This window comes from Lactiplantibacillus herbarum (genome assembly GCF_001039045.1).
Taxonomy (GTDB): Bacteria; Bacillota; Bacilli; order Lactobacillales; family Lactobacillaceae; genus Lactiplantibacillus; species Lactiplantibacillus herbarum.
Genome location: NZ_LFEE01000027.1, coordinates 1 through 15,541 on the forward strand (window position 1 = coordinate 1; position 15,541 = coordinate 15,541).

General features: G+C 45.6%; 13 protein-coding genes. 6 read left to right on the top strand and 7 right to left on the bottom strand.

Annotated elements, in window-relative coordinates:
• Positions 1-81: 81 nt before the first annotated feature.
• Complete coding sequence (locus ACG95_RS09250; protein WP_048000245.1) at positions 82-669, bottom strand: GNAT family N-acetyltransferase; 588 nt, start codon at positions 667-669, stop codon at positions 82-84.
• Positions 670-937: 268 nt separating this feature from the next.
• Here ACG95_RS09250 and ACG95_RS09255 point away from each other — a divergent pair, with 268 nt between their 5' ends.
• Positions 938-1,318: a VOC family protein gene (locus ACG95_RS09255; RefSeq protein ID WP_048000246.1), complete on the top strand. Its 381-nt coding sequence runs from the start codon at positions 938-940 to the stop codon at positions 1,316-1,318.
• Positions 1,319-1,880: 562 nt separating this feature from the next.
• On the opposite strand, the gene nagE is transcribed toward ACG95_RS09255, so the two are convergent.
• From nagE to ACG95_RS09285, 6 genes are all read right to left on the bottom strand, one after another.
• Positions 1,881-3,839 (bottom strand): N-acetylglucosamine-specific PTS transporter subunit IIBC, encoded by a 1,959-nt coding sequence (gene nagE / locus ACG95_RS09260; protein WP_048000247.1) that lies wholly within the window; start codon positions 3,837-3,839, stop codon positions 1,881-1,883.
• 199 nt (positions 3,840-4,038) lie between these two features.
• A complete protein-coding gene (locus ACG95_RS09265; RefSeq protein ID WP_048000248.1) occupies positions 4,039-4,941 on the bottom strand; it encodes a DegV family protein in 903 nt (300 codons plus the stop codon).
• A 164-nt stretch (positions 4,942-5,105) separates the two neighbouring features.
• Positions 5,106-6,386, bottom strand: a complete 1,281-nt coding sequence (locus tag ACG95_RS09270) for a homoserine dehydrogenase (protein ID WP_048000249.1) — start codon at positions 6,384-6,386, stop codon at positions 5,106-5,108.
• Between the two features lie 24 nt (positions 6,387-6,410).
• The gene (locus ACG95_RS09275) at positions 6,411-7,697 is read right to left on the bottom strand and encodes an O-acetylhomoserine aminocarboxypropyltransferase/cysteine synthase family protein (protein WP_048000250.1); all 1,287 of its coding nucleotides are present in this window, start codon (positions 7,695-7,697) and stop codon (positions 6,411-6,413) included.
• Between the two features lies 1 nt (position 7,698).
• The gene (locus ACG95_RS09280) at positions 7,699-8,568 is read right to left on the bottom strand and encodes a homoserine O-acetyltransferase/O-succinyltransferase family protein (RefSeq protein WP_048000251.1); all 870 of its coding nucleotides are present in this window, start codon (positions 8,566-8,568) and stop codon (positions 7,699-7,701) included.
• 480 nt (positions 8,569-9,048) lie between these two features.
• Positions 9,049-10,095, bottom strand: coding sequence for a zinc-binding alcohol dehydrogenase family protein (locus ACG95_RS09285; protein ID WP_048000257.1), 1,047 nt, complete (start codon positions 10,093-10,095; stop codon positions 9,049-9,051).
• Between the two features lie 175 nt (positions 10,096-10,270).
• On the opposite strand from ACG95_RS09285, the gene ACG95_RS09290 reads away from it, so the two are divergent.
• From ACG95_RS09290 to ACG95_RS09310, 5 genes are all read left to right on the top strand, one after another.
• Complete coding sequence (locus ACG95_RS09290; protein WP_048000252.1) at positions 10,271-10,645, top strand: winged helix-turn-helix transcriptional regulator; 375 nt, start codon at positions 10,271-10,273, stop codon at positions 10,643-10,645.
• A gap of 413 nt (positions 10,646-11,058) precedes the next feature.
• Positions 11,059-12,054, top strand: a complete 996-nt coding sequence (trpX, locus tag ACG95_RS09295) for a tryptophan ABC transporter substrate-binding protein (RefSeq protein WP_048000253.1) — start codon at positions 11,059-11,061, stop codon at positions 12,052-12,054.
• A complete protein-coding gene (locus tag ACG95_RS09300; protein ID WP_048000254.1) occupies positions 12,051-12,992 on the top strand; it encodes an ABC transporter permease in 942 nt (313 codons plus the stop codon). Before trpX ends, ACG95_RS09300 begins: the two co-directional genes overlap by 4 nt.
• Complete coding sequence (locus ACG95_RS09305) at positions 12,982-13,764, top strand: ABC transporter ATP-binding protein (RefSeq protein WP_048000255.1); 783 nt, start codon at positions 12,982-12,984, stop codon at positions 13,762-13,764. Before ACG95_RS09300 ends, ACG95_RS09305 begins: the two co-directional genes overlap by 11 nt.
• A 167-nt stretch (positions 13,765-13,931) precedes the next feature.
• Complete coding sequence (locus ACG95_RS09310) at positions 13,932-15,287, top strand: FAD-dependent oxidoreductase (RefSeq protein ID WP_048000256.1); 1,356 nt, start codon at positions 13,932-13,934, stop codon at positions 15,285-15,287.
• Positions 15,288-15,541: the final 254 nt, after the last annotated feature.

Consider the following 15,541-nt stretch of genomic DNA (forward strand, 5'->3'; position numbering starts at 1 on the left):
GAAACAGCTGGCTTTTGGAACACGTTTCAACTAAAAACGGACCCCGTTTCATTAACGAGGTCCGTTGCGATAAAGTTTAGCCTATGCGAGCACTAAGTCTTTATCTAGTTCATATTGCATATGGAAGTACATCCGATCGCCAATGGGCTTAATTCCCACTGTCTCATAATGGTAACGATCATAGAGCTTCTTAGCTCCCGGGTTTGCCATATCCACGTTCAGACCAATCCGTTTTTGACCGGCATGGCGTGCATATTTTGGCAAGGCGGCTAACAACTTACCACCAATCCCGTGACCCTGATAATCCGGGTCGACCGCAATCGAATCCAAGTACCATTCGTGCTCATAACTTTCGGCTTCAGCTTCAAATGCCGAACCAAACGCATCATTATCCGCAGTGACTCGTGCTAACACGTCGTCCACCGCGTCCTCATTTTTGTCAGGATAACCAAACGCTACCCCAACCACTTGACCATTGGCCTCGGCCACTACGGTGGTTGCTTTGCCGGACAAATAATCGGGTGTCCGGTAAGCCGCCGTAATGGCCTGCTCTAAGTCAGGTTCAGGTATGTCGTCTAGTTCCTCAAGTTGCATTTCATCAAAAATCATATTAATTAGCGGTGCTATCTGGCCCGCGTCGTCTTGATCGGCTGGTCGAATTGTTATCACGAATAGCCCTCCTTCTTATAATAGTTAATACATTACTCTGAAAACAGGGGCTTGTCAAAATCCACGACCGTTGATAACGGTTGCAACACCGGTTTTTGTGGCTAACAATACTGTTAATTATGCCAACTTAAAATAAGTCCTTTTATTTTGCAAAATAGACTGTATTATTACAGCCTTATTCGGCCAATAACCTTTTTGCCTCCTTCATAGTTAGAACGGTGCTCGTGGTATACTAGTAACTGAATTTACTTTGAAGGGACTTGAATTTTTGAATATTCGCGAAATTGACCATATTACCCTGACCGTAGCGGACATCGCGCGGTCGATCCGTTTCTATCACGAAGTCTTTGACTTACCCGTTATCACGTTCGATGGCGACCGCCAAGCACTGATGGTTGGTAAACAGAAGATCAACTTACAGACGAGTGACCAGCCTCACGAACCCGTTGCTGACAAACCAACGCCTGGTAGTGCCGACATCTGCCTGATTGCCAAGGATAAGCTCGAAGACGTCCAACATCACCTCAAGAGCTACTTCGTTGACGTGATTGAAGGACCCGTTGAACGTGAAGGCGCCCATGGTAAGATAACTTCACTGTACGTCCGCGATCCAGATAACAATCTGATTGAGATCAGTAATTATAATTAATTAGTCAAAAATTTTGAGACCACTTTAGCCACTAGTAAACTGTACTAGTGGCTTTTTGTATTAAAACTAAAGGTTGAAAGTCCCAAAACAGCTTAAACCATTGATTTAACAGTGAATATTGGATGAAGATTAGTGCCAGTACTTAATTCACCGCTCCGTCAGCCGAGAAATTGAAGGTAATCTCTAGTTCCTTGGTTATACGTAGCTATCTCTTGATCAGAACTAAAAGTTAAACACGACTATCGTAATTAACGACCAGTCTAGACGGAGGTGGGCAGTACTAGCGATGCTGTGAAGGTGGCGTTATGCCGGTGACTTTCCGGAATTACACCACGGACGCCTCTGGTCATCGGTGAATTGTGCCGATGACTAGAGTGAGGGTCAAGACCGCTCCTCAGGCTTGAGCCGGTCCCCACAGCTGAGCTAGTGCTGACCACCGGAAGCGAACGTTTATAATTATCTAGACTTTCATATCAAAAAATAGCCCCACCTAGTAATCGTTGCTTAACTAGGCGGAGCTATTTCGTGATTTACTTTTATTTAACAATTCTGTAGGGCTAACCTATTCGGCCGCACCAACAATATCACCAGTTGTAACGGTTTGGTTCCCGTTAAGTTGTAACTTAGAAACGTGATCCATGTTGGTCACAACGACCATCATCGTTGTCGATTTGCCAGCTGCTTTAATGGCGGCTAGATCAACCGTTGCTACCGCACTACCGGCTGCGATTTGGTCCCCGGTTTCTACGTGGAGCTCAAACGGTGTTCCGTTCATTTCAACCGTGTTGATTCCCATGTGTAACAAGATTTCCAAACCACCAGCCGTTTTCAACCCCAACGCGTGTTTAGTTGGGAAAATGCTAGTTACCGTCCCACTAACTGGGGATACGATCTCACCATCAGTTGGTTCAACGGCATAGCCATCACCCAATAATTTCTGCGCAAAGGTCTCGTCCGCAACTTCACTGATTGGCATTAACTGCCCATTAGCAGGCGCAACTAACACGGTCGTCACGGGTGCTTCTGCGACAGTCGTTTCGGCAGCAGCTTCAACAGCTGGTGCTTCAGTCTTAGCCGTTGCTACTTGACCCGTAAAGAGTTGTTCTAAAGCTTCGGCTACGAATTGTACTTCAGTCCCAATCACGATATGAATGTTATGCATATCCAACACGTTCAAACCAGGCACCCCAGCAGCCATCACTGCTGGTTGATCGACTTTTTCAGTATCATTTAATTGTAGACGTAAGCGTGTTGTACAGTGGTTGATGACACTAATATTATCTTGCCCACCGATAGCTGCATAAATCTGTTTAGCCTGACGCATGTATTTGTCATCCGCATCGTCAACGACTACGGCTGGTGCAGCCGTTTCCGTCACAACTTCACGGCCCGGCGTTTTAAGATTGAAACGTTTAATAGCAAAGTCAAAACCAAAGTAGTAAATAACTGCCATCACTAGCCCTTGAACCAATAACATGTATGGTTGGTTAGCCAATGGCATCCGGAAACTCAGTAGATAATCGACTAAGCCACCACTGAATGAAAAACTCGCTGTCCAGTGCATGAACGCTGCAAAACCTAGTGATAAGCCCATAAATACGGCGTGTAACAAGTACAGTGGCCAAGCAACAAACATGAATGAAAATTCAAGTGGTTCCGTCACACCCGTAAAGAATGAAGCAAAGGCACCGGCCAACATCAGTGAGCCGACTTCCTTTTTACGTTCTGGACGCGCGTTACGATAAATTGCGTAGGCACCCGCTGGTAACCCAAACATCATGATTGGGAAGAAGCCAGCTTCATACATCCCAGTAACACCCTTGACCCCGTGGCTGGCCCAGAAGTTACCGATATCATTAATACCGGCAACGTTAAACCAAAATACCGAGTTCAAAGCGTGGTGCAATCCGGTTGGAATCAATAAACGGTTGAAGAAACCGTACAACCCAGCCCCAACGAACCCTAATTTTGAGATGCTCGTTGCAAATAGCACGATTGCATCGTAAACAAATGGCCATACAAAGTATAAAGCGACCGTTACGATCAACATCACGAAGGCTGCCATGATTGGCACCAAGCGTTTACCGCTAAAGAACGATAACGCCATTGGAAGCTTAACCTCATGGAATCGATTATATAAAGCTGCGGCAATCAAACCAGCACTAATCCCAATCAGAACGTTATTATCTAGCGCCGCAAACGCTGGATTTAAACTGCTGACCTTGACGTTAAACATGGTTGCCAAACTTGCTGGTTTTAAAACGGTGATTGGCACTTCAAAGGCAATCAAACCGGCAATCGCAGCTGCCCCGTCCTTGTTCACTGACATCCCAACCGCGAGTCCCACGGCAAACAGTAAGGCTAAGTTGCCTAAGACAACGTTCCCGCCTGCAATTAAGTAATTTGCGACAATCCAACCCTTTGGTAAGTAATTACCAACCCCGACCAAAATGGCGGCAGCTGGTAACGTCGCGATCGGTAACATTAACGACTGACCGATCTTTTGAAAATATGTTTTCATACCAATTTTTCTCCGTTCCTTTTTTTATTACGTTACAAATACTATCACAGTATGTTTTCATTGGAAAGTTTTCATTTGTTTTTATCGTATAGACCAATTATTTTAATAGCGTTTTCATCTTGATTAAATTAAGTTTCATTGGCTACAAAAAAAGATTCTGAAGTTATTCAGAATCTTTCCGTTACTTTCGATAAAACCATTATTTAGCTTGGTCCTGCTCACCATTTAACGCGGTCAGCAATGGTTTCCAATCTAGTGACCAAATCATCCCTAATGCATGATCACCGGTCAATACACCCATCAATGGACCAATCGACCCTGTCTTGACTCGAACGGCTGGGAACTGGTACCGCAACTCACTCGCCCAATCTTCAGCAATCTGTGCGTCGTTGGCGCTGATCACATCTAATCGTACAGGCAACTGACTCGTCATCGCGAAATTACTGAACTCGTCTTGAACTGCCTGTTGCGCATTCTTGAGGGTTCGTTCTTTTCCCAATACCTGAATCTTACCGTGGTCGTTGAACGTGATGATCGGCTTGTTACGCAAAACCATCGTTCCCGCTAAACTACTATTGTTATAGATACGGCCATTCTTAATCAGGTGACGCATCGAATTCACGATCAGCACCGTCGTCGTCGCAGTCCGCAAACGCGTTAACTGGGCAACAATCGTTTCCATCGAATACCCCGCTAATGCCATTGCAGCTGCCAATTTAACCATATTAGCCGTTCCGGCACAGGCTGTTCTCGAATCAAACACTTGGACGTCGAGACCTTCTACGGATGGTGCGTAAGTTTTTAAGTTATTAATCCAACCACTAATTCCGCCACTAAGGCCAACGATCAAGACTTGATCATAGCCTTCTTCCTTCAACTGATCAAAAACAACCTGCATCTCAGCCTTTGAAATCTGCGAAATCGTCGGAATTTCTTTTTCAACTTTTAATAAGCGGTAAAATTGATCGGCCGTAATATCGACATTCTCATGGTAGATGTGATTACCGAACATGATGGGATCATTGACCACTGTAATCTTGTAATCGCTCGCGGCCTGAGCACTTAGGTTCGCGGAACTATCTGTCACCACAGCAATTTTCATAAATTTCACTCCTCATGATGACCAGCCATTGAACTGGCGGTCACGTTCCAGCGGGCAAGCATAGATCTCACCAACGCTACACACTTTCTCACCGTAATTGATCACGTGAGTTAACGTCAAAAAAAGACGCTCACCTACAGTATACTGTACGTCAGCGTGCTTTTTCAAATCGCAACGTTAGAACAAGCTGTTATTGGAATGGCAACCGTCGCTGCCAGAGCTTCAGTTCCCATAATCGGAATTAATTGAGTCGTGCATTTAGCTTGGATTTGTTGCCGTTGAATCGCAGTCAGAGCTGTTAATTGGCAATAATTATCAGCGCTGAACTGAATCGGAATATTGGTTTCTTTAGCATAGTGTTGCAATTTCACGATTGCGCTTGTCCCAAAAGCCAAATAATCTTGTCGTAATTCACTGAAATTAGCAACGGGTAATGGCGCACACCTCTGGCCACTAACGGTTGCACGAACGCCGTCATGAAAATGCCGTGCTGCCAAAATCACATCACTGAGCACGCTATTGGCTGTCGCTGTACTTCCCGCACCGGGGCCGGTATATAAGCTCGCCCCAATGGCCTCACTCTGAATTGCAACCGCATTTTGAACCCCGTCAATTCGTGCCAGTGCCTCACTCCTCGGTAACGCTACTGGTGCAACCCGACAGTACAAGCTGTCCGCATCACGTTTCATCTCGGCCAACAATTTAAGCTGCCACCCATAGTGAGCAGCTAACTGACACTGCTCAGCCGAGATGTCAGTAATCCCAACTGGCGCGACTTGCGATAATGTCAACGGTTGTCCAAATGCAAACCGACTCAAAATCATTAATTTATAGGCCGCATCTAACCCGGTAACGTCATTAGACGGATCAGTCTCAGCGTATCCTGCCCGTTGAGCCGCGCCTAGCGCTCGTTGATATGACTGTCCCTCAGCCATTGCACTTAAAATATAATTAGCGGTTCCATTAATGATTCCAGTTATTCCAGTTACCGTGTCCGTAGCATAACTATCAGTCAACGTCCTCAAAATCGGGATTCCGCCAGCAACACTAGCCTCATAAAACAAATCACAGTGGTGACGCTGTGCCAGTGCCAACAACTGACTTCCGGCCGTCGCCATCAGATCTTTATTAGCAGTTACAACTGATTTACCGTTTTTCAGCGCTGCAATAATGGCCCTTTTAGCCGTTGCAACGGTTCCCATCACTTCTACCACAATCTGTATGCGCGGATCCTCGACAACGCTAGCAATCGAATCCGTTAACCTAGTTCCTATTGGCAGTTGAACCGCTCGTGGGGCATTTAAATGACTAACAGCAACTACTGCTAGGTGCAGCCGTAATCCCTGGGTTCGTTCAATTCTAGTTGCAACCCGGGTTAACCGTGTCACAACGCCAGTACCCACCGTTCCAAATCCTAGCATGCCCACTTCAATCGTTGTTATCATTTTAATCCCCACCTTTCGACCGTACTAGACTTGCGCCAACGCCTGATCTAAGTCCGCAATCAAATCATCCACATTCTCGACACCTACTGAAATCCGAATCAGATCTGGCGTCACCCCAGCAGCTAACAGCTCCTTTTCATTAAGCTGCGCATGGGTAGTCGATGCTGGATGAATAATCAATGACTTAGCGTCAGCCACATTAGCTAATAGTGAAAACAGCTTTAAATGTTCAATTAATGCTTTACCTGCAGCTTCACCGCCCGTTAATCCAAGTGTAAAAATCGAACCAACACCATTTGGAAAGTATTTAACGGCGAGATCATGATACTTGCTGTCAGCTAGTTCCGGATAATTGATCCATGCGACTTTGGGCTGCTCATTAAAAAAAGCCACAATCTTGCGAGTATTAGCCACGTGTCGTTCAACCCGCAGCGATAGTGATTCTAGTCCCTGTAATAGTAAGAACGAATTGAATGGACTAATGGTGGCACCCGTATCTCGTAAAATCTCTGCCCGAGCTTTAGTCGTAAATGCCGCTCCGCCTAAGTCTGCAAAGACCAACCCGTTATACTGCGGATCTGGTGTCGTAAAATCAGGATACTTACCACTGGCTTTCCAGTCGAACTGGCCGCCTTCAACAATCACCCCACCCATCGTCGTCCCATGACCACCGATGAATTTGGTTGCTGAATGAACCACTACGTCCGCACCATGTTCTAATGGTCGTACCAAGTAAGGGGTACCAAAGGTATTATCCACAATCAAAATAATCTGATGTTGATGAGCAATCTTACCTATAACTTCAAAGTCAACTAGGTTAATACCCGGGTTACCAATACTTTCAACGTACAACGCCTTAGTGTGCTCAGTGATTGCCGCTTCAAAATTAGCTGGATCATCAGGATCAACAAAGTGCGTTGTAATCCCTAATTTTTTCAACGTTACGCTGAAAAGGTCAAAGGTCCCACCATATAGTGTATTAGCAGCAACGATTTCATCACCCTGCTGAGCAATATTCAGAATAGCTGCTGTAATAGCTGCTGAACCAGTCGCTAAGGTGACACCGGCTGTCCCGTGTTCAAGTGCTGCCACCCGCTGATCAACAACTGCGGTAGTAGGATTAGTCAGCCGCGTATAGATATTACCGGCATCAGTCAACGCAAATCGTCCGGCTGCCTCCTTGGCATCTTTAAAGACATAGGAGGTCGTCTGGTAGATTGGAACCGCTCGTGATCCAGTTTCATCAACCGTTTGTCCTGCATGTACTTGTAACGTTTCAAAGTGATAATTTTCAGGATTAATTTTTGTCATATTAAAGACCCACTTTCGTTAAACTCAGAGTTGCAAACCAATTTTGATATAAACGGCAACTTGCCGCTCGCCAGCTATAATCAATCTCTGCTGACTCACCATGTTCAAAATAATGTTCAGGTAACTGAATCGGCAACCCTCTACGCCGATCACGGTCATATTCATCAGCCAGCGTCTGGCGCCCATACTCAGGGTGCCCCGTCACATAAACTGCCCGTTGTGTAGGTGCTGTCAGAATTAAGGGACCAATCTGCTCATTAGCGGCTACGACATGCAGTCCTCTCGGCAAATCTGCCGGTAAAACTAATTCAGTATGCCGTGACTGCGGCATTTTTAGTAAGCCCCCGGCACTCAAGCCATCCATAATCAGGGCCCGACTATCAACGCTAGTCGCCGCATAAATGCCGAATATTTTATGCACTAAGTGCTGTTTTTCAATGTCAAATTGCGCATATAAACCAGCCTGAGCCGCCCAACATTCAAATAATGTTTGGTGGACGTGTTGTTGCGCCCAAGCGATGATTGCCAATAATTCATCCCAATAATCAACGTTTGCAAATGGGAGCGTCTCAACTGGAGCACCCGTGATAATCAGCCCATCAAAGTACTGGTTCTTAATCGCTGCTAATGTCACATAGTTTTGAGCAATAACCTCTGCTGGTAAACTTTTGAAATGGTGACTAGATGGATACATGAACGTGACGGCAACATCCGTTGTCCCAGCTGCAAATCGGTTGAGAAACTGTCGCTCTGTCTCAGCTTTATTTGGCATTAAGTTAAGAATCAGGATCCGTAACGATCGAGCGATAGGTGCTGAATTAATCCACTGTCCTCGTGACCTTAATAATCCATTTACCGCTGTAACTGTCATCTAACCGCACCCTTTCACAATTTTTGCTCACAAAAAAAGCTTTCGTCCATTAGCTTCTTCTCAGAAACTAACGGACGAAAGCTTTCGCGTTACCACCGTTATTCGTTGTCATCTCACGACCACAACCTCAACAAGTACCCTAAAATCAGGAAACCCCGCAATATATCGGTTGCAACCGCACGCGTAGCCGTTAGACCCACGTCATGACTCCAAGCTCATCTTCGCCGTACTCCCAGCTACTTCTCTCACCATTACGAAGCTCTCTTTAAAATGGGAATATTGCTACTCTTCTCTTCAACGTCTTAATCCTTTTTAATTTAAAACTCATCTTACGCTCTTTTTATTCATTGTCAACTCATTTTAATAAATCATTTTCCAAGCGCCTATTTTCTATTGCAAGTAAGGCTCGATCAGGCCCATTTAACTAACTGGCTACCAGTTACATTAAATGGCTTACAAATTCATATGAGCGCTACTTACCTAATCATTCTCAGTCGGCCAATCCTTAACAACGACTTTCCCAATCATATGATGACTTTCGATCATTGCATGCGCTTGTCGTAAATTTTCCGCGTTGAGTGGTGTTAGCGTCTTCGTTAACGTTGATTCTAACTTTCCTTCATCCAACAAACGCGCGATTGTATCCAGTATCGTGTGCTGCGAAATCATGTCCGCCGTATGATAGTAAGATTTGGAATACATCCATTCCCATGAGAAGGTTCCCCGTTTTTTCGTCAACCGCTTTAAATCAATGGGATGCTTATTCTCCGTAATCGATGCGATGTGTCCTGCTGGCTTGATCAGTTCACACATCTCTTTCCAATGTCCATCCAGATCATTGAGGCCTAAAAGATAATCAACATCGTGATAACCAGCCTGTTTCACTTCACTGACTAAATCAAGCCGATGATTAACGACCACATCCGCACCGTGGTCTTTGACCCACTGAACACTAGCTGGCCGTGAAGCCGTAGCAATCACCGTTAAACCAGCTAATTTGGCTAGCTGAGTCGCAATAGAACCAACACCGCCCGCACCACTGATAATCAGAATCGTTTTACCCTGATTCTGATCATCTTCTAGGTGTTGTGGATCAAACGGAATCGCCAACTGCTCAAATAGGGCTTCGTATGCAGTCAGTGAGGTCAGTGGCATGGCAGCACTGGCTTCCGGCGACAGCTCAGTAGGTGCATGACCTACAATTCGTTCATCCACCAATTGATAAGCACTATCGCTACCCGGACGTTTGAATGAACCCGCGTAAAAGACCGCATCGCCCGGCTTAAAAAGCGTCACTTGGCCACCAACTTGCGATACAACACCGTACGCGTCCCAACCAATAATCTTAGGCTGTGCTAAAGTCCCGTGACCACCGCTACGAACCCCAATGTCGACTGGATTGACCGAAACGGCTTCGGTTTCAACTAATAAATCATGCCCACGTACCTCGGGAATCGCTACGCTGAGATCAACCAAACTCTTCGGATCATCGATCGGTAAGTGTGCTGTAAAACCAATTGCTTTCATCATTTTCATTATCTCGTACCTCCTAAACACCTCTACTATAGGTCATCAGTTTAAATAAACAAGACGTGAATTTAATGTCACTTAGTTACAGATTTGTAACCCCAGTACTGTGATACGGTCGTTATTCACAGTTATGATAGAATGAGATTAACCTTAAAGTTGGAAGTGTGATCGTATGAAAAGACATATCTATGATTGTCAGGCAGGCTGCCCCGTCGAAAGTACCTTGCAAGTCATTGCGGGTAAGTGGAAGAGTGTCATCCTCTACCATCTCTTTACTAACGAAACCTGTCGTTTTAGCGAGTTGCAGCACTGGATGCCCGGCTGTTCGCGTCGAATGCTGGCACTACAATTACAAGAACTGATCAATGACGATATTATCATCAAGAAAGTCTACCCCGTCGTTCCACCTAAAACGGAATACCGCGTTTCAACTTTCGGCCAGACTCTCGAACCAGTTATTTTGGCAATGGAACAATGGGGCAATTATTATAATTCGGTTAGCAAAGAAAAAGAAAATAATGGGGCGTCATCTCGAGTGCACCAATAGTCCGCTATCCAAGCCGTACCACTGGTTTACACTGGTCGTACAAGCTAATTAGTGACAGGCGACGCCCCATTTGGTCAGAATTTCTGCTTGACACGCTTTTCCAGTTTGCCTATACTGAACACATTCAATAAACGAAAGTGAGGAACCAAGCATGTCAAAGTCAATTACTAACTTGAACAGTTCATGGCAAAGCCAGCCGTTCAGATTGTAACGCCGTTCGCACGGATACAATCTGGCAAACAGTTTGTATCTGTGCTGGCTAACTTTGTCATTCAAAGAAGTCTGCATGGGTTTTAGACACAGCAGGCTTCGGTTCCGTAAAGGGCAGACCAGGCTTACTGGTTTGCCCTTTTTTGTTGGCTTTAGCTTGCCCGAACTTAAAGAAATTTTTGAGGTGAATGAGATTGAAAAGAATGATTGCATTTATTAGTGCCTTAATCGTCTTTCTAGGGGTCGCCTTTGTCATGACTGACAAGCAGTCCACCACTAAGACAACTAGCAACAAGATCCCAACGGTCGGTATCCTCCAATTACAGACCCACCCCGCACTAGACGCGATCCATCGTGGTGTTATCGCCGGGTTAAAAGAAAACGGCTATGTCGTTGGTAAAAACGTTAAGATCGATTACCAAAATGCTCAGGGTGATCAGAGTAACTTGAAGACGATGAGTCAAAAGTTCATCAACGAAAATGCTGACCTGACCGTGGGGATTGCTACACCGGCTGCTCAAGCGTTGGCAACCGCTGCTAACAAGCAGACGCCCGTCATGCTAGCCGGAATTACCGATCCCTCCGGTAGTGGTTTGATCAAGAGTGACCAGCATCCGGGAGCTAACATTACCGGGACGTCTGGTGAATCTCCATTGAAGTCCCACTTAGATCTTTTACGTGAATTAGTCCCTAAGGCTAAGACAATCGGGATCATCTATACCACTTCCGATCACGGTGGCGAATACAACGCCAAGAAGTTTGCACGTATCTGTAAACAAGAAGGCATCGCCTACAAGCTCTACACCATTTCAAATACCAATGACATGCAACAAGTTGCTGAAACGATGGCTGCGAACGTTGACGCCGTGTACGCTCCACAAGATAACGGTGTCGCTAGCGCCATGAAGACGTTGGTATCCGTCACTAATAAAGCTAAGGTTCCAGTTATCCCAGCCGTCGACACGATGGTTAAGGCTGGCGGCCTCGCAACTCTATCCGTTGACCAATACCAATTAGGTAAATTGACTGGTGAAATGGCTGCTAAGGTCCTTAAGGGCAAATCAACTAGCAACTATCCAGTTGAAGTCATCACTAAGGGTAAAATGACCATTAATTTAAGCGAAGCTAAAAAACTCGGCATCACCTTCCCAGCCAGTGTGCTTAAGGAAGCCAAAACGAAAGGGGTTATTTACAAATGAGTATGATTGTATCCAGTATAGGCCAGGGCCTCTTATGGGCTACCCTTGGCGTCGCACTCTTCTTAACCTTCCGAATCTTAGACTTTCCTGACATGACCGTTGAAGGAACCTTCCCACTAGGTGCCGCAACCGCCGTTATGGCAATCAGTCACGGTATGGGACCAATTACCGCCTCTCTGCTAGCCTTTGCTGCTGGCGCAGTGACCGGCCTCATAACTGGCTTGCTCTACACTAAGGGTAAGGTGCCGATTCTCTTGGCTGGGATTCTAGTCATGACCGCCTGCCTCTCCATCAACTTACGCGTTATGGGCGGTAGTTCGAACGTTTCACTACTTGGCAAGAAAACAATTTTCTCCGCTCACTTTTTAACCACGTTACCTAAGTATTTTGACAGTGTCTTTGTCGGTTTGGTCGTCATCAGTATTATCACGATTCTCCTGATCGTCTTTCTCCAAACCAACCTTGGACAAGCCTTTATCGTCACTGGTGACAACCGGGAAATGGCTCGTTCAATCGGTATCAACACTGACAACATGACGATCATGGGACTGATGGTCTCTAACGGAATCGTTGGTTTAGGTGGCGCCCTCATTGCCCAAAACAACGGCTATGCCGACGTTAGCATGGGTATCGGAATCATCGTAATCGCATTAGCTTCTATTATTATTGGTGAAGTCGTCTTCGGCGAATTGACGTTGAATCAACGACTAGTTGCTGTGATCCTTGGCAGTATCCTCTACCAATTGGTCCGCCTACTCGTTTTACAACTTGGTTTCAACACCAACGACATGAACCTATTGTCCGCACTGATCTTGGCAATCTGCCTCATGTTGCCACAACTGAACAAAACTTTGAACCGCGTCTTTCCACAATTGGGCAAATCTCTACAACACCTAAAGGATGTCTTACAGAAAGGAGTCGCTCGTTATGACAAATAGCCAAACACCGTTACTATCATTAAAGGATATCGTAACCAAGGTCAACACTGGGACAGCTAATGAAGTTAATATTTTAAACGGCTTGAATTTGGACGTTTACGATGGCGACTTCATCACCGTCTTAGGCTCAAATGGTGCCGGTAAATCCACTCTGTTCAACACCATTAGTGGTGAACTGCCAGTCGACAGTGGCACGATTCATTTACGTGACCGCGACATCACTCACATGACAGTTGAAAAACGGACCGCCTTTCTTGCCCGGGTCTTCCAAGATCCCAAGATGGGGACGGCACCCCGAATGACCGTCGCTGAAAACTTATTGTTAGCCAGCCAACGAGGGCAACGACGTACCTTACGCTTGCGTCGATTGAAGAGTCAGCTCCCCCACTTTAAGGAACTCACTGATACGATGGACGGTAACGGTTTGTCACAACGACTAAATACCGCTACCGAAAATCTATCCGGTGGTCAACGGCAGGCACTCAGCTTCTTAATGGCAACTGAGCAGCGCCCCGACCTACTCTTACTCGATGAACATACGGCCGCCCTTGATCCTAAGACCAGTGACCAACTGATGACTCAGACGAATCAGCGAGTAACCCAAGAACATCTCACCTGCTTGATGATCACCCATCATTTAGATGATGCCTTGAAGTACGGTAATCGTTTGATTGTTCTTGATCAAGGTCAGGTTAAATTCGACGTTCGTGATGACAAAAAAAGTCAACTAACTAAGGAGCAGCTACTCGGCTTCTTCGACATCATTGAATAGCAAATCACTACTCGTACCGGTTATCACAGTGACGCCCATCAACCAATTTATCGGTTGACGGGCGTTTTTTATTAATAAATTGTAGTCGGTTTGGTTGTGAACAATTTTGTTTAGTGGTATATTTTATTTGGAATAGTTCTAAACTAAAATTTGGAGGCATTACAATTATGAAAGTTATTGTCGTTGGTTCTTCTCATGGTGGTTACGAAACAGTTCGCGGTATTTTAGCCGCCCAACCCGATACAGATATTCAATGGTATGAAAAAGGCGACTTCTTGTCGTTCCTCTCATGTGGAATGCAGCTCTACTTAGAAGGTACCGTCAAAGATGTGAATAACGTCAGCTATGCCACCCCAGCCGGCATGCAGGCGCAAGGTGTTCACGTCTACGTCCATCAAGAAATCGCTAAAGTTACCCCTGCTACCCATACGGTCCACGTCATCGATCACGCAACCGGTGATGAACGTGACGAATCTTATGACAAATTAGTTCTGAGTGTAGGTGCCGTTCCATTTGATCTCCCCGTTCCCGGCCACGACCTCGAAAACGTCTACGCCATGCGCGGTCGCGATTGGGCGATGAAGCTCAAGGCTAAGACCGTTGATCCAGCCGTTAAAAATGTCGTTGTAATTGGTTCCGGTTACATCGGTATCGAAGCAGCCGAAGTCTTCGCTAAATCCGGCATGCACGTCACCGTCATCGACTTATTACCACGCCTATTGAGTCTCTATCTTGATCAGGAATTCACTGACGTCTTAACTAAAACGATGGCTGATCACAACATTGCCGCAGCTGTTGGTCAAGGAATCAAATCCTTTGAAGGTGTTGACGGTCACGTCACCAAAGTCGTGACTGACCAAGGTGAATACCCTGCTGACCTCGTTGTTTCAGCAGCTGGAATTCGCCCAGCAACAGGCTTTTTGAAGGATGTTGTCGACCTTGACGATCACGGTCTAATTAAGATTAACCAGCACTTACAGACTAGTGATCCCGATATTTATGCAGTCGGTGATGCGACCTTGGTTCCATTCGCCCCAACTGGCAAGGATAACCGAATTGCCTTAGCTACCAATGCCCGTCGCCAAGGCCGGATTGCAGCTAAGAATCTATTAGGCGAAAAGACTAAGATGCCCGCTGTTTCTGGTTCATCCGCCCTCTCCGTCTTCGACTACCACTTTGCTTCAACCGGTATTAAGGAAGGCACCAGTGACAAGTTAGGCGTTAAGAGTGCCTCCGTCTTAGTCACGGATACGATTCGGCCTAAGTTTGTTACCGAAGAAGCTGGTAACACTAAAGTTTGGTTCAAATTAACCTTTGATCCAGCTGATGGCCGCGTCTTGGGTGCTCAAATCATGTCGAAATACGATGTGACTGCTAATATCAATGCCATTTCAGTTGCCATCCAATCCAAGTTGACCGTTGACGATCTCGCCTACACCGATTTCTTCTTCCAACCAGGACTTGATCGGCCATGGAACATCATTAACGTGGCAGCACAAAAAGCGGCAGCAACACTTAAATAAACTTACCGCTTCGGTTACCACTGATTTCAGTCATGTTTGATTCTCTAAATAATTAAATAAGCGTCTTAAATTAGGTGGCAAATTACTCACCGGCTAATTTAAGGCGCTTTTTAACGTAATTATTTAACTATTAAAACAGCATTCAGCATGGTAGCTTCCCTACTGACCTACCGTCCACACTCAAGCTAACATGTCGGTAACATTATCTAAATTAAATTTATGAGTTAGGCAGATTGTAAAATTTAAGTTGAACA

Coding starts and splice junctions, on each gene's coding strand:
- ACG95_RS09300 (WP_048000254.1), top strand. CDS start 12,051: ATGAGTATGATTGTATCCAGTATAGGCCAGGGCCTCTTATGGGCTACC.
- ACG95_RS09305 (WP_048000255.1), top strand. CDS start 12,982: ATGACAAATAGCCAAACACCGTTACTATCATTAAAGGATATCGTAACC.
- ACG95_RS09275 (WP_048000250.1), bottom strand. CDS start 7,697: ATGACAAAAATTAATCCTGAAAATTATCACTTTGAAACGTTACAAGTA.
- nagE (WP_048000247.1), bottom strand. CDS start 3,839: ATGAAAACATATTTTCAAAAGATCGGTCAGTCGTTAATGTTACCGATC.
- trpX (WP_048000253.1), top strand. CDS start 11,059: ATGATTGCATTTATTAGTGCCTTAATCGTCTTTCTAGGGGTCGCCTTT.
- ACG95_RS09290 (WP_048000252.1), top strand. CDS start 10,271: ATGAAAAGACATATCTATGATTGTCAGGCAGGCTGCCCCGTCGAAAGT.
- ACG95_RS09265 (WP_048000248.1), bottom strand. CDS start 4,941: ATGAAAATTGCTGTGGTGACAGATAGTTCCGCGAACCTAAGTGCTCAG.
- ACG95_RS09280 (WP_048000251.1), bottom strand. CDS start 8,568: ATGACAGTTACAGCGGTAAATGGATTATTAAGGTCACGAGGACAGTGG.
- ACG95_RS09270 (WP_048000249.1), bottom strand. CDS start 6,386: ATGATAACAACGATTGAAGTGGGCATGCTAGGATTTGGAACGGTGGGT.
- ACG95_RS09285 (WP_048000257.1), bottom strand. CDS start 10,095: ATGAAAGCAATTGGTTTTACAGCACACTTACCGATCGATGATCCGAAG.
- ACG95_RS09310 (WP_048000256.1), top strand. CDS start 13,932: ATGAAAGTTATTGTCGTTGGTTCTTCTCATGGTGGTTACGAAACAGTT.